At 63.3% G+C, this 13717-nt stretch carries 11 protein-coding genes (1 of these 11 cut by a window edge); 7 read left to right on the top strand and 4 right to left on the bottom strand.

What is annotated here, in order from left to right; genetic code table 11:
- Nucleotides 1-28: 28 nt before the first annotated feature.
- The 3 genes from USDA257_RS24490 to USDA257_RS24480 form a co-directional block, all read right to left on the bottom strand.
- Nucleotides 29-400, bottom strand: a complete 372-nt coding sequence (locus tag USDA257_RS24490) for a nuclear transport factor 2 family protein (protein WP_014765671.1) — start codon at nucleotides 398-400, stop codon at nucleotides 29-31.
- A gap of 83 nt (nucleotides 401-483) precedes the next feature.
- Nucleotides 484-1230 carry a bifunctional 2-polyprenyl-6-hydroxyphenol methylase/3-demethylubiquinol 3-O-methyltransferase UbiG gene (gene ubiG, locus USDA257_RS24485; RefSeq protein WP_014765670.1) on the bottom strand — a complete coding sequence of 249 codons (747 nt, stop codon included), beginning with the start codon at nucleotides 1228-1230 and terminating at the stop codon, nucleotides 484-486.
- Nucleotides 1231-1346: 116 nt separating this feature from the next.
- Nucleotides 1347-1892 carry a dihydrofolate reductase family protein gene (locus USDA257_RS24480; protein WP_014765669.1) on the bottom strand — a complete coding sequence of 182 codons (546 nt, stop codon included), beginning with the start codon at nucleotides 1890-1892 and terminating at the stop codon, nucleotides 1347-1349.
- Between the two features lie 156 nt (nucleotides 1893-2048).
- On the opposite strand from USDA257_RS24480, the gene USDA257_RS33265 reads away from it, so the two are divergent.
- From USDA257_RS33265 to clpB, 7 genes are all read left to right on the top strand, one after another.
- The gene (locus USDA257_RS33265) at nucleotides 2049-2573 is read left to right on the top strand and encodes a class I SAM-dependent methyltransferase (protein ID WP_014765668.1); all 525 of its coding nucleotides are present in this window, start codon (nucleotides 2049-2051) and stop codon (nucleotides 2571-2573) included.
- A gap of 254 nt (nucleotides 2574-2827) precedes the next feature.
- Entirely contained in the window at nucleotides 2828-4102 is a 1275-nt protein-coding gene (locus tag USDA257_RS24470) for an aspartate kinase (protein WP_014765667.1), read from the top strand.
- A 92-nt stretch (nucleotides 4103-4194) separates the two neighbouring features.
- On the top strand, nucleotides 4195-6462 hold the full coding sequence (gene ptsP, locus USDA257_RS24465) for a phosphoenolpyruvate--protein phosphotransferase (protein WP_014765666.1): 2268 nt from the start codon (nucleotides 4195-4197) through the stop codon (nucleotides 6460-6462).
- Nucleotides 6463-6547: 85 nt separating this feature from the next.
- Nucleotides 6548-7630 (top strand): peptide chain release factor 1, encoded by a 1083-nt coding sequence (prfA, locus tag USDA257_RS24460; protein WP_041414627.1) that lies wholly within the window; start codon nucleotides 6548-6550, stop codon nucleotides 7628-7630.
- Between the two features lie 7 nt (nucleotides 7631-7637).
- Entirely contained in the window at nucleotides 7638-8519 is an 882-nt protein-coding gene (gene prmC, locus USDA257_RS24455; RefSeq protein WP_041414625.1) for a peptide chain release factor N(5)-glutamine methyltransferase, read from the top strand.
- 331 nt (nucleotides 8520-8850) lie between these two features.
- Nucleotides 8851-9498: a DUF4167 domain-containing protein gene (locus tag USDA257_RS24450; protein WP_041414624.1), complete on the top strand. Its 648-nt coding sequence runs from the start codon at nucleotides 8851-8853 to the stop codon at nucleotides 9496-9498.
- Nucleotides 9499-9809: 311 nt separating this feature from the next.
- Nucleotides 9810-12413, top strand: a complete 2604-nt coding sequence (gene clpB / locus USDA257_RS24445; protein WP_041414623.1) for an ATP-dependent chaperone ClpB — start codon at nucleotides 9810-9812, stop codon at nucleotides 12411-12413.
- 63 nt (nucleotides 12414-12476) lie between these two features.
- On the opposite strand, the gene USDA257_RS24440 is transcribed toward clpB, so the two are convergent.
- Nucleotides 12477-13717, bottom strand: the 3' portion of a protein-coding gene (locus tag USDA257_RS24440; RefSeq protein ID WP_041414622.1) for a M23 family metallopeptidase. The gene runs 715 nt beyond the window's last position; only the last 1241 of its 1956 coding nucleotides appear in the window; its start codon lies off the right edge, out of view; the stop codon is at nucleotides 12477-12479.

Here is a 13717-nt window from a genome sequence, read left to right as displayed (position 1 = left end):
GAAAGACACGGCGAGTCACTTCGAAGCCCTACTCCACTATTTTCCAGTAGGAGTCCTTGCGGATCACATTGCCGTCGCGAAACGTGTAGAAGTCACAGCCTCGGACCTCCAGTCTTGTCCCTTCGCGGGTGGTACCCGTGAGAGTCCACTTCGAGATGCCGGTATCGGCAGTCGAATCCACGAAATGCTCGGCGTTGCCATAGTGGACATCCGGCAAGCCTTCAAAGCGTGTCGCCAGCGCTGCTCGTACGTCCCGTTTGCCCTCGAAACGAGAACCCCAAGGCTTGCTTCCCCTCGGCATTTCCAAGACACAATCGTCAGCAAAAAACGTCATGATGCGATCAAGATCATGCGCGTTGAAGGCCTCGCAGAGCTCTTTGAGTGTCGATCGAATGTCCATTCGTCCCGCCTCCGTTCGGTGGGAAACTGACATTTTACTCGTGCGCGCTCGATGTCCGAAGCAGGCCCCGGTCTATCCTGCTCTCACAGCGGCCGTCTGGCGACCATCATGTAGTTGACGTCCATGTCCTTCGACAGGTTCCACTGATTGGCGAGCGGGTTGAAGAACACGCCGGTGCGGTCGGTGACCTGCATGCCGCTCGCTTCGAGCGGCTTTTCCAGCTCTTCCGGGCGGACCAGCTTTTCGTATTGGTGGGTGCCGCGCGGCAGCCAACGCAGAACGTTCTCGGCAGCGAAAATGGCAAGTGCCGCAGCCTTCAGCGTGCGGTTGATGGTGGCGACGAACATCAGGCCGCCGGGCCGCACCATATGGGCACAGGTGGTCATGAAGAAATCGACATCGGCGACATGCTCGACCACTTCCATGTTGAGGACGATATCGAAGCTCTCGCCGGCTTCGGCGAGCGCTTCGGCGGTCACGGCGCGGTAGTCGACTTTGACGCCGCTGCCAGCCGCATGCGTCTTGGCGATGCCGATATTCTTTTCCGAGGCATCTGCACCCAGCACGTCCGCTCCCATACGCGCCATCGGCTCGGAAAGCAGCCCGCCGCCGCAGCCGATATCGAGAAGGCGCAGGCCGTTCAGTGGCTGCGGGCTCTTCGGATCGCGGCCGAACTGTTCGCACACCCTGTCGCGGACATAGGCGAGGCGGACCGGATTGAACTTATGCAGCGGGCGGAACTTGCCGGTCGGGTCCCACCATTCGGCCGCCATTGCCGAGAAGCGATCCACCTCGCTCTGATCGATGGTCGTGCGTGCCGTCTCGCTCATCGGAGCCTCCTCGTCCGGTTCGGGCGCGGGGCTGCCTGACCTGCCCGACTATCGCCCTGTCGATCGTGAAGTCGGACGATCGACAGGAGATGTCAAGGGGCGGCGGTGCGAACCGTTCAGGCCTTCGCAGGCTGGTAGTGCAGGATGACGACGCCGGACTTCAGCGGGCGGACATGGGTAAGCTCCAGCTCGGTGCGCTCGGGGACGTTCTGAAAGAGCGGCGTACCTTTGCCGAGCAGCACCGGATTGATGCCGAGACGGTATTCGTCGACCAATCCCTCGGCCGTGAGCGTCGCGACAAAATCGGCGCTGCCGAAGATGAAGATCGCGCCGCCATCGCGCCGCTTCAGGCGCTCGACCTCGGCAATGGCATCGCCGGCGACGAGCGTCGTGTTGTTCCAGTCGGCGCTCCCAAGCGTCTTCGAGAAAACGAATTTCTCGATGCCGTTCATGAAGGTGGCGATGTCGCCCTCGGCCGAGGGCCAATAGGCCGCCATCATCTCATAGGTCACTCGGCCGAAGAGCAGCGTGCCGGCCTCCAACTGGGTCTCGCCGATATAGGCGGCAAGCTCGTCTTCGAAGACGAACCAGTCGATGTCGTGTCCCGGTGCCTCGAACAATCCATCGACGCTGACCATGTCCCACATGATGACCTTGCGCATTGTCCATCCTCCCGTTGAGCGTGGCGGCTCGCTGCTGAACTGAGAATGGCAAAACTGAAGCACTTTCGCAAGTGGTTTCGTATTGAAATCACTTAGCAGGACTCGTTTGGTGCTAGTCTCAACTGCGAAATCGGTAGTGCAACGGGGGGCGAAGCAATGGCGGATGACCGGATCGGCTGGGCGGTGGAGATGCTTGCACCTAAGCCAGCCGAGCGCATTCTCGAGATCGGTTGCGGTCACGGCGTAGCGGCCACGATGGTTTGCGACCGGCTCATCGACGGCCGGATGTTAGCGATCGATCGCTCGGCGGCGATGATCGAAGCAGCGCGACGGCGGAATGCCGCCTTTGTGGCCGCCGGGCGCGCCGAATTTCAAGTTGCGGAACTCGCGCGGGCCGATTTCGGCAACGCTGTTTTCGACAAGGTTTTTGCTCTGCGTGTCGGTATTTTCGCCCGCGGCAACCCGGAACGCGAGCTTTCCGTGCTGCGTCGGCATTTGGCGCCGCAGGGACGGCTCTTTCTGTTTCACGACGAACCGACGCGTGGGGCGCGCGATCTTGTTGGCTGTCTCGAGGCGGGCTTGAGCCGCAATGGCTGGACGGTCCAAGCATGGATGACCCATGAGGCGAAGGGTTGCGACATCGCCTGCGTCGTCGCCGAGGCTCCGGGGCTCGCTATTTAAGTGTTTCGGCTCGCGAAGCCGCGCCGACCGCATCACCAGTTTCCATCCTGGAAGCCGTGCCCTCCTGACGCGCAAGACTTCCTCCGCCCTCCCATTGCACGCCGCCCGCTGATCCGCTAAGAGACGCCGCGACTTTCCGCTCCCCGAAGCGGTGGCTGGCCGATGTCCGAGAAGTCTCTGCTTTTTGATCGTCAGGCGCCGGCGGGAGTGCTGTCGGGCGCAGGCGCGAAACATGTTGGTACGGTAGAGGCGAAATGGCACGCATCGTGATGAAATTCGGCGGGACTTCCGTCGCAGATTTGAACCGCATCCACAATGTCGCCCGCCATGTGAAACGCGAAGTCGAGGCCGGCCACGAGGTTGCAGTCGTCGTTTCCGCGATGTCCGGCAAGACCAACGAACTGGTCGGCTGGGTCGAGAACATGCCGAAGGTGGCGGGCTCGAACGCGCCGTTCTACGACGCCCGCGAATATGATGCGGTTGTCGCCTCCGGCGAGCAGGTGACGTCCGGCCTGCTGGCCATTGCCCTGCAGTCGATGGGTATCAACGCCCGCTCCTGGCAGGGGTGGCAGCTCCCGGTCAAGACCGACAACACCCACGGGGCGGCGCGCATCCTCGACATCAACGGCGCCGACATCATCCGCCGCATGGGCGAGGGTCAGGTGGCCGTCGTCGCTGGTTTCCAGGGCCTCGGTCCGGATAATCGCCTCGCAACGCTCGGCCGCGGCGGTTCGGATACCTCCGCCGTCGCGATCGCCGCTGCCGTCAAGGCCGATCGCTGTGACATCTACACCGACGTCGATGGTGTCTATACGACCGACCCGCGCATCGAGCCGAAGGCGCGGCGATTGAAAAAGGTCGCGTTCGAGGAAATGCTGGAAATGGCCTCCCTCGGCGCCAAGGTCTTGCAGGTGCGCTCGGTCGAGCTCGCCATGGTGCACAAGGTGCGTACCTTCGTGCGCTCTTCTTTCGAGGATCCCGATGCGCCGGGCATGGGTGACCTTCTGAACCCGCCCGGAACGCTGATTTGTGATGAGGATGAGATCGTGGAACAGGAAGTCGTAACCGGCATCGCCTACGCCAAGGATGAAGCCCAGATCTCGCTGCGCCGCCTGGCCGACCGGCCCGGCGTTTCCGCCGCGATCTTCGGGCCGCTCGCCGAAGCGCATATCAACGTCGATATGATCGTCCAGAACATTTCCGAGGACGGCTCCAAGACGGACATGACCTTCACCGTGCCGTCCGGAGACGTCAACAAGGCGCTGAAGGTGCTCTCCGACAACAAGGAGAAGATCGGCTACGACGTCGTCCAGTCGGAATCCGGCCTCGTCAAGGTCTCGGTCATCGGCATCGGCATGCGCAGCCATGCAGGCGTTGCCGCCTCCGCCTTCCGCGCGCTTGCCGACAAGGGCATCAACATCAAGGCGATCACCACCTCCGAGATCAAGATTTCCATCCTGATCGACGGACCATATGCGGAATTGGCGGTTCGCACTTTGCATTCCGCCTACGGTCTGGATAAGAGTTAGACAGCAGGCGTTCGTTTGGGGATTCGCAGCCGGGAAAGGTCGCGCCTCCCGTCACGTGCCGTCGTATATTCTTATTCGGGAGACCCTACGCGATGAGAGACCTTTCCGCGGGTCCGCGCGTTCTCCTCAAGCGGTTGCGCGAGCTCATGGCGGAACCGCTCGAGCCGCAGGAGCGCCTTGACCGGATCGTGCGCCAGATCGCGCAGAACATGGTCGCGGAAGTGTGCTCGGTCTACGTGCTGCGCTCCGACGGCGTGCTTGAGCTCTACGCGACCGAAGGTCTGAACAAGACCGCGGTGCACCTGGCACAACTGAAGATGGGGCAGGGCCTCGTCGGCACGATCGCCGCCTCGGCGCGCCCTCTCAATCTCTCCGACGCGCAGGCGCATCCCGCCTTCACCTATCTTCCGGAGACCGGCGAAGAGATCTACCACTCGTTCCTCGGCGTGCCGATCCTGCGCACCGGCCGCGCACTCGGCGTTCTCGTCGTGCAGAACAAGGCGATGCGCAACTATCGCGAGGACGAGGTCGAGGCGCTCGAGACGACCGCCATGGTGCTTGCCGAGATGGTCGCGACCGGCGAGCTCAAGAAGATCACCAAGCCCGGATTGGAACTCGATCTATCGCGCCCCGTCTCGATCGACGGCAACAGCTATGGCGAAGGCATCGGCCTCGGCTATGTGGTGCTGCACGAGCCGAGGATCGTCGTTACCAACCTGCTCAACGAAGATACGGAGCACGAACTGCAGCGCCTCGCCGAGGCGCTCGGGTCGCTGCGCATCTCGATCGACGACATGCTGTCGAGGCGCGACGTGTCGATGGAGGGCGAGCACCGCGCCGTGCTCGAAACCTACCGCATGTTCGCCCATGACCGCGGCTGGGTGAGAAAGCTCGAGGAAGCGATCCGCAACGGCCTGACGGCGGAGGCGGCGGTCGAGCGGGTGCAAAGCGAGACGAAGGCGCGAATGATCCGCCTGACGGACCCTTATCTCCGCGAGCGGATGCACGATTTCGACGACCTCGCCAATCGGCTGCTGCGCCAGCTCTCCGGCTACGGCGCCAAGTTGTCGGCGGCCGACTTCCCGAACGACGCGATCATCGTGGCGCGCGCCATGGGTGCCGCCGAATTGCTCGACTATCCGCGCGAGAACGTCCGCGGCCTCGTGCTGGAGGAGGGCGCCGTCACCAGCCATGTGGTGATCGTCGCACGCGCCATGGGCATTCCGGTCGTCGGCCAGGCGGCGGGCGCCGTGGCGCTTGCCGAAAACCGCGACGCGATCATCGTCGATGGCGACGACGCGAAGGTGCATTTGCGGCCGGTCGCCGACCTGCAGCGGTCCTATGAGGAAAAGGTGCGCTTCCGCGCCCGCCGCCAGGCGCAGTTCAGGGCGCTGAAGGACGTCGAGCCGCTGACGAAGGACGGCAAGCGCATCACCCTGCAGATGAATGCCGGGCTTTTGGTCGATCTGCCGCATCTCAACGAAGCAGGCGCCGAAGGCATCGGTCTCTTCCGCACCGAGCTGCAGTTCATGATCGCCTCGACCATGCCGAAGGCGGAGGAACAGGAAGCCTTCTACCGCAATGTTCTGAAACAGACGGGCGGCAAGCCGGTGACCTTCCGCACGCTCGACATCGGCGGCGACAAGGTCGTTCCCTATTTCCGCGCGGCAGAGGAGGAAAATCCGGCGCTCGGCTGGCGCGCCATCCGGCTTTCGCTCGACCGGCCGGGTCTGCTGCGTACCCAGTTCCGGGCGATGCTGCGCGCAGCCGCCGGCGCCGAGTTCAAGCTGATGCTGCCGATGGTGACGGAGGTGGCGGAGCTCAAGGTCGCGCGCGAGCTTTTGCAGAAGGAGATCGAGCGGCAGTCGAAGCTCGGCGAGCAATTGCCGCGCAAACTGCAGTTCGGGGCGATGCTGGAGGTCCCGGCTCTGCTCTGGCAGCTCGACGAGCTGATGGCCGAGGTAGATTTCGTTTCGGTCGGCTCGAATGATCTCTTCCAGTTCGCCATGGCGGTCGATCGTGGCAATGCGCGCGTTTCCGATCGTTTCGACATTCTCGGCCGTCCGTTCTTGAGAATGCTGCGTGACATCGTGCGCGCCGGCGAACGCAACGGCACGCCGGTGACGCTTTGCGGGGAGATGGCGAGCAAACCGCTTTCGGCCATGGCGCTGCTCGGGATAGGCTTCCGGTCGGTCTCCATGTCGCCGACCGCCGTCGGTCCGGTCAAGGCCATGCTGCTCGCGCTCGATGCGGACAAGCTGGCCGAAGTCCTGAACGCGGCCCTGGACGACGTAAAATCCGAGGCGCCAGTCCGCCAGCTTCTGGTCGATTTCGCGGCGGCCAACGGCATACCGGTATAGATTGACTGAGAGCGTCGTTGTCCTCGTCCGGACCAGGCTCGGACGAGGCGGACGCATTTGGAACGACACGTGTTTGGGGTGAGAGTTGGCAAAGCTTCCTGTTGAAAAGATGCGCGAGCTCGAACGGCGATTCGCAGAGATCGAGGCGCGGATGTCCGAAGGCCCCGCCGCCGATGTCTATGTGAAGCTCGCATCCGAATATTCCGAGCTTCAGCCGGTCGTGACGAAGATTCGCGCCTATGAGAAGGCGGGGGCCGAGCTTGCCGATATCGAGATCATGCTCGCCGACCGCGATACGGACAAGGAGATGCGCGACCTCGCGGACATGGAAAAACCCGAGGTGGAGGAGCGGATCGAGGCGCTCGAGCAGGAGATCCAAATCCTGCTCTTGCCGAAGGACGCGGCCGACGAAAAGAGCGCAATCCTCGAAATCCGTGCCGGCACCGGCGGCTCGGAAGCGGCGCTCTTTGCCGGCGACCTTTTCCGCATGTACGAGCGCTATGCCGCGAGCAGGGGCTGGCGGGTCGAAGTGCTCTCGGCGAGCGAGGGGGAGGCCGGAGGCTACAAGGAAATCATTGCGACGGTTTCCGGGCGCGGCGTGTTCTCCCGACTGAAGTTCGAGTCCGGCGTCCACCGGGTGCAGCGCGTGCCGGAGACGGAAGCGAGCGGCCGCATTCACACGTCGGCGGCGACTGTTGCCGTCCTGCCGGAGGCGGAGGAGATCGACATCGAGGTCCGCCCCGAGGATATCCGCATTGATACGATGCGCTCTTCGGGAGCGGGCGGTCAGCACGTCAACACCACCGATTCGGCGGTCCGCATCACCCATCTTCCGACCGGCATCGTCGTCACCAGCTCGGAAAAGTCGCAGCACCAGAACCGCGCCAAGGCCATGCAGGTGCTGCGCTCGCGGCTCTTTGACATGGAGCGTCAACGCGCCGATAGCGAACGGTCCGCCGACCGCAAGAGCCAGGTGGGATCCGGCGACCGTTCGGAGCGCATCCGCACCTATAATTTCCCGCAGGGCCGCCTGACCGACCACCGCATCAACCTGACGCTCTACAAGCTCGAGCGGATGATGGAGGGCGAAATCGACGAGGTCGTCGACGCCTTGCTCGCGGACCACCAGGCAAGCCAACTCGCCCTTCTCGGCGAACGGCAGAATTGAGCGGGCGATGTCCGAGACACTGGACAGGCTGCTTGCCGAGAGCCGCGACCGGTTGAAGGCAGCCGGCCTCGACGGAGCTGCGGTCGATGCCCGCCACCTGATCTCCGGTCTCCTCGGCCTGTCGCTCGCCGGCCTGATGGCGCGGGGAGGGGAGCCGGTCAGCCCGGCAGATGCAGCGCGTATCCGTGCTGCCGTCGAGCGCCGCGTGGCGCGCGAGCCGGTCTATCGCATCCTCGGCGAGCGCGAGTTCCATGGACTGACCTTCACGCTTTCGAAAGAAACGCTGGAACCGCGGCCAGATACCGAAACGCTCGTCGATTGCCTGATACCCCACGTGCGTCGGATTGCCGCGAGCAAAGGAAGCTGCCGGCTCATCGATCTCGGAACAGGCACCGGGGCGATTTGCCTCGCTCTTCTCGCCGCGGTACTTGACGCGCGGGGCCTCGGTACCGATATATCGGAAGACGCCTTGGCGACGGCACGCGAAAACGCGAAGAGGAACGGGCTCGCCGAACGGTTCCAGAGCCATCGAAGCGACTGGTTCGAGGCAGTGGAAGGGCGGTTCGACATCATCGTCTCAAATCCGCCGTATATCCGTTCCAATGTGGTAGCTGAGCTCGAGCCGGAAGTGAGATACTACGATCCGGCAGCCGCCTTGGATGGCGGCAATGACGGGCTTGATGCCTACCGTGCCATCGCTCTTCACGCCGGACGACACCTTGAACCGGACGGCGTAATAGGCTTGGAAATCGGTTTCGACCAAAAGCAGGCTGTAGCGGCGCTCTTCGAGACGCAGGGCTTTTGCTTGCTTGAGAGTTCGAAGGACTTCGGCGGCAACGACCGAGTCCTGATATTCGGGCAGGACGTTGAACGCAGCAACGACCGTTGAAAAAATGCTGCACTCGCGCTTCTCTTTTCTCGAAGAGCAAAGAAAGGGCTTGGAATCCCCAAGGAAGCCGGCTAGTTTGCGCCCACGCACTGGGCAGAAGGTCATGGACCAAAGATTCGTTCCAGTATGACCTGGCCGCGGGGGTTGCTCTCAAGAAAGAGTTGCTAGGGTTCGACAGTGCCTTGTGCGGGTATCTGTTAATTTGACGTCAGCCGGCGCCGGGATCGCAAACAGGCGGTCTGCCGTGGCGCGTGTTTTCTCGGGCGCGGACAATCCGGCCGGGATCGGAACATATGATCATCATTAGCAAGAAAATTCAGGTGAATGGACTATGAGGCCAGGACAGCAGAACAAGCGCGGCCGTGGGCGGAATAACAACAACGGAAGCAACAACAACAACAATAACAACAACAACCGCAAGGGATCCAATCCCTTGACGCGGACCTACGACAGCTCCGGCCCGGACGTGAAAATTCGCGGTACCGCCCAGCATATCGCCGAGAAATATTCAGCGCTTGCGCGCGACGCCCAGAGTTCCGGCGATCGTGTGATGGCAGAAAACTATCTGCAGCATGCCGAGCACTATAACCGCATCATTGCGGCGGCACAGGCGCAGATGCAGGAGCGCTTCCAGCGCGAAGAACGCCAGGACTACCAGGACCGCGATAGCGATCGCGACCAGGACGATCTGGATCAGGGCTATGGCGAGCCGACTCCGGTCGCCGCTGCGCCTGTTGCGGCGGCGGCACCGAGCGAGCCGCAACCGGTTATCGACGGCTCCGGCCCGCAGCCGGTGATCGAAGGCGTGCCCGCCGAAGTCGCGATGGACGAGGAAACGTCGGCGGCTTCCGGTCGCTCGGCAACGCGCCGCCGCTCTGCATCCCGGCCGCGTCGCCAGCCGCGCCGCAATGGCGCGGACGAGCCTGCGGCTGAAGGCCAGCCTGCCGGCGACGCTGCGGCTCTGGCGGCATCGGAATAGGCGCTACGTAGATCCTCGAGCTCTTTCAATCTGTAAGCCCGGCCCAACGGCCGGGCTTCTTGCATCGGTCAAATGCCTGCCCCTGGCTCGCTCGCCCCAACCGGCGTCCCCTTGTATCCGAGAGTTTTCGCCGAAGGCCGCCTTCGGTTACCCTTTAATTTCCAAAAATATCGCCCCATATTCGCTTCGAAGGCTCGATTCCGCGCAATGCGAGGACGAGACGAGATGACAGGCTTGCCGAATGCGGGAGCCTGATCCTGAAATGCCGGCCAGTGCCACGACGATGGGCTAGCCGGGCTATGGAGGTGAGCATGAATATCGAGAAATATTCCGAGCGCGTCCGGGGCTTCCTGCAATCCGCGCAGACCTATGCCTTGGCCGAAGGACACCAGCAATTCACGCCGGAACACGTCCTCAAGGTATTGCTCGACGACGATCAAGGCATGGCGGCTTCGCTTATCGAACGCGCCGGCGGCGATGCCCGCGAGGCGCGTGCCGGCACGGCCGCGGCCCTGGCCAAGCTTCCGAAAGTGACGGGCGGCAGTGGATCCGTCTATCTGTCGCAGCCGCTCGCCAAGGTTTTCACTGCTGCGGAAGAGGCGGCCAAGAAAGCCGGCGACAGCTTCGTGACCGTCGAGCGCCTGCTTCTGGCGCTTGCGATCGAAGGCTCGGCCGCGACGGCATCGATCCTGACCAAAGCGGGCGTCACCCCGACGAAGCTCAACCAGATCATCAATGAGATCCGCAAGGGCCGGACAGCCGATAGCGCCAATGCCGAGCAGGGCTTCGATTCGCTGAAGAAATACGCGCGCGACCTCACCGAGGAAGCGCGGGACGGCAAGCTCGACCCGGTGATCGGCCGCGACGACGAAATCCGCCGCACGATCCAGGTGCTGTCGCGCCGCACCAAGAACAATCCGGTGCTGATCGGTGAGCCGGGCGTCGGCAAGACGGCGATCGCCGAAGGCCTGGCGCTGAGGATCGTCGATGGCGACGTGCCGGAGAGCCTCAAGGACAAGCGGCTGATGGCCCTCGACATGGGCGCGCTGATTGCCGGTGCGAAGTACCGCGGTGAGTTCGAAGAGCGGCTCAAGGCGGTGCTCAACGAGGTGCGTGCCGAGGAGGGCGAGATCATCCTCTTCATCGACGAAATGCATACGCTGGTCGGCGCCGGCAAGGCGGACGGGGCGATGGACGCTTCGAACCTCCTGAAGCCTGCGCTGGCGCGCGGCGAGTTGCACTGCGTCGGTGCGACGACGCTCGACGAATACCGCAAGCATGTCGAGAAGGATGCGGCGCTTGCCCGCCGGTTCCAGCCGGTAATGGTCGAGGAGCCGACGGTCGAGGACACGATCTCGATCCTGCGCGGCCTCAAGGAAAAATACGAGCAGCACCACAAAGTGCGGATCTCCGATTCCGCCCTGGTCGCCGCGGCGACCCTTTCCAACCGCTACATCACCGACCGTTTCCTGCCCGACAAGGCAATCGACCTCATGGACGAGGCGGCGTCACGGCTCAGGATGCAGGTCGATTCCAAGCCGGAGGAACTCGACGAGCTCGACCGGCGTGTCATCCAGCTGAAGATCGAGCGCGAGGCTCTGAAGAAGGAGACCGACGTCTCGTCAAAGGACCGTCTTGAGAAGCTGGAGCTCGACCTTGCGACGCTTGAGGAGCAGGCGGCGACGCTGACGGCCCGCTGGCAGGCGGAGAAGCATAAGCTCGGCCGGGCGGCCGACCTCAAGAAGCAGCTCGACGAGGCGCGCAACGAGCTGCAGATCGTCCAGCGCAAGGGTGAATTCCAGCGGGCCGGCGAGCTTGCCTATGGCGTCATCCCGAATCTCGAGAAGGAGCTTGCCGAGGCAGAGAGCCGTGACGCCTCGAGCGACAATGCCATGGTGCAGGAGGTCGTCACGCCCGACAACATCGCCCATATCGTCTCGCGCTGGACCGGCATTCCGGTCGACAAGATGCTCGAAGGCGAGCGCGAAAAGCTGCTCAGGATGGAAGACGAGCTGGCGAAATGGGTCGTCGGCCAAGGCGATGCCGTCCAGGCGGTATCCCGTGCCGTCCGCCGCGGCCGCGCGGGCCTTCAGGACCCGAATCGGCCGATCGGCTCGTTCATCTTCCTCGGCCCCACTGGCGTCGGCAAGACGGAGCTTACCAAGGCGCTCGCGCGCTTCCTGTTCGACGACGAGACGGCACTGATGCGGATCGACATGTCGGAATACATGGAGAAGCACTCGGTCGCCCGGCTGATCGGCGCGCCTCCCGGCTATGTCGGCTACGAGGAGGGCGGTGCCCTGACCGAGTCCGTCCGGCGGCGGCCCTATCAGGTCGTGCTGTTCGACGAGATCGAGAAGGCACACCCGGATGTCTTCAACGTGCTCCTGCAGGTCCTAGACGATGGCCGTCTGACCGATGGTCAGGGACGCACCGTCGACTTCAAGAACACGATGATCATCATGACGTCGAATCTCGGCGCCGAATACCTGACCGGGCTCGGCGAGAACGAGGACAGCGACGCGGTCCGCGACCAGGTGATGGAGGTGGTGCGGGCCGCCTTCCGCCCGGAATTCCTGAACCGCGTCGACGAGATAATCCTGTTCCACCGGCTGCGTCGGTCGGAAATGGGCGCGATCGTCGATATCCAGCTCGGACGGCTGCGCAAGCTGCTCGGCGAGAGGAAGATCACCCTGGAACTCGAGGACGAGGCGCGGGCTTTCCTTGCCGACAAGGGCTACGACCCGGCCTATGGTGCGCGGCCGCTGAAGCGGGCGATCCAGAAATATCTGCAGGACCCGCTGGCGGAGAAGATGCTGCAGGGCGAGTTCCCGGACGGATCGGCGATCAAGATCGTTGCCGGTTCCGACCGGCTGAACTTCAAGCGTGGCACGGCTACCGCCAAGGCCGCGTAATCCCGTCTCCAGAAACGCGAAGAGGCCGCCGTCAAACGGCGGCCTTTTCGTGTCTGGAAAGACCTACTGGCTTGCAACCTCGCTCGGGTCGTCCTTGCCGAGCAGTTCGTCGATACGCTCGCGCTCCGTCTCGAACTTCGCGAGCACCTCGCCGGACAGCGACTTGCCGCCCGGCAGGCGGATGCGCAACGGGTCGACCTTGTTGCCGTTGACGATCAGCTCGTAGTGGAGATGCGGGCCGGTCGACAGACCGGTCGTCCCGACCCAGCCGATCACCTGGCCCTGCACGACTTTTGTCCCCGGCTTGACGTTCTTGGCGATGGCGCTCTGGTGGTTGTAGGACGACACGTAACCATTGGCGTGGCGGACCAGCGTCTGGTTCCCGTAGCCGCCGGAGTCCCAGCCTGCCTTTTCGACGACGCCGTTGCCGGCGGCGATGATCGGCGTACCGCGCGGCGCCGACCAGTCGACGCCGGTATGCATGCGCGAGAAACCGAGGATCGGGTGGCGGCGCATGCCGAAGCCGGAACGGAAGTGGCCGTTCGGAACCGGATTGCGCAACAGGAACTGGCGGATGCTCTTGCCGTCCTCGTTGAAATAATCGATCGAATTGTCGTCGGGGTCCTGGAAGCGGTAGAACCGCGTTTCGGCATCGCCGAACTTGGCATCGACGTAGAGAAGTTCGGACTCCTCCGTCGCCTGCCCGCTCTCATCGGTGACCGAGAAGAAGGCTTCCAGCGAATCCGTCGGCTTGAGCTGCGCCTGGAAGTCGACATTGCTCGCCAGCAGCTTGACGATCAGCGAGATCATCTCGGCGTTCATGCCGTAGGAGAGGGCGGCCCGATAGATGCCGTCATAGACGCGCGGCAGATCGTGACCGCTGGTTACGACCGGCGTTCCGGTATCGTCAAAGGCAGTGGCGACGGCATCGAGCTTGGGGGGCTCGGCTCCGGGTACGAAACGACCGCGATCGTCGACCGCCATCGTCAGCACGTGCCGGTTGCGCGAATAGATTGTCGCCCGGACGATCCTGGCTTCCTCGCCCTTCTGGATGATGCCGATGCGCAGCACATCACCGGGGCCAAGTTCCTTGGCACCAAGCGACGCTTCGATATAACCGGCTGCGTCCTCGGCCTGGGCCTTGGCGTAGCCCGCATTCACGAGCACTGTGGCGATCGGCGTGGCACGGCGCACCGGGATGACGTCGTCGGCATATTCGGTGCTCTGCTCGGTGATGGTCTCGTGGGTCGAGACGGTCATGTTCTCCTCGACGATCCGAGCCGAGAGGCCTTGGATCAAGTCGA

Origin of the sequence: Sinorhizobium fredii USDA 257, from assembly GCF_000265205.3 — a bacterium.
GTDB classification, from domain to species: domain Bacteria; phylum Pseudomonadota; class Alphaproteobacteria; order Rhizobiales; family Rhizobiaceae; genus Sinorhizobium; species Sinorhizobium fredii_B.
This window is presented reverse-complemented; position numbering and strand designations above follow the sequence as displayed.

Bases quoted from the DNA above. Each gene is read 5' to 3' on its own strand.
- USDA257_RS33265 (WP_014765668.1), top strand. From the start codon at position 2,049: ATGGCGGATGACCGGATCGGCTGGGCGGTGGAGATGCTTGCACCTAAG.
- USDA257_RS24450 (WP_041414624.1), top strand. From the start codon at position 8,851: ATGAGGCCAGGACAGCAGAACAAGCGCGGCCGTGGGCGGAATAACAAC.
- ubiG (WP_014765670.1), bottom strand. From the start codon at position 1,230: ATGAGCGAGACGGCACGCACGACCATCGATCAGAGCGAGGTGGATCGC.
- USDA257_RS24470 (WP_014765667.1), top strand. From the start codon at position 2,828: ATGGCACGCATCGTGATGAAATTCGGCGGGACTTCCGTCGCAGATTTG.
- ptsP (WP_014765666.1), top strand. From the start codon at position 4,195: ATGAGAGACCTTTCCGCGGGTCCGCGCGTTCTCCTCAAGCGGTTGCGC.
- USDA257_RS24490 (WP_014765671.1), bottom strand. From the start codon at position 400: ATGGACATTCGATCGACACTCAAAGAGCTCTGCGAGGCCTTCAACGCG.
- USDA257_RS24480 (WP_014765669.1), bottom strand. From the start codon at position 1,892: ATGCGCAAGGTCATCATGTGGGACATGGTCAGCGTCGATGGATTGTTC.
- clpB (WP_041414623.1), top strand. From the start codon at position 9,810: ATGAATATCGAGAAATATTCCGAGCGCGTCCGGGGCTTCCTGCAATCC.
- prmC (WP_041414625.1), top strand. From the start codon at position 7,638: ATGTCCGAGACACTGGACAGGCTGCTTGCCGAGAGCCGCGACCGGTTG.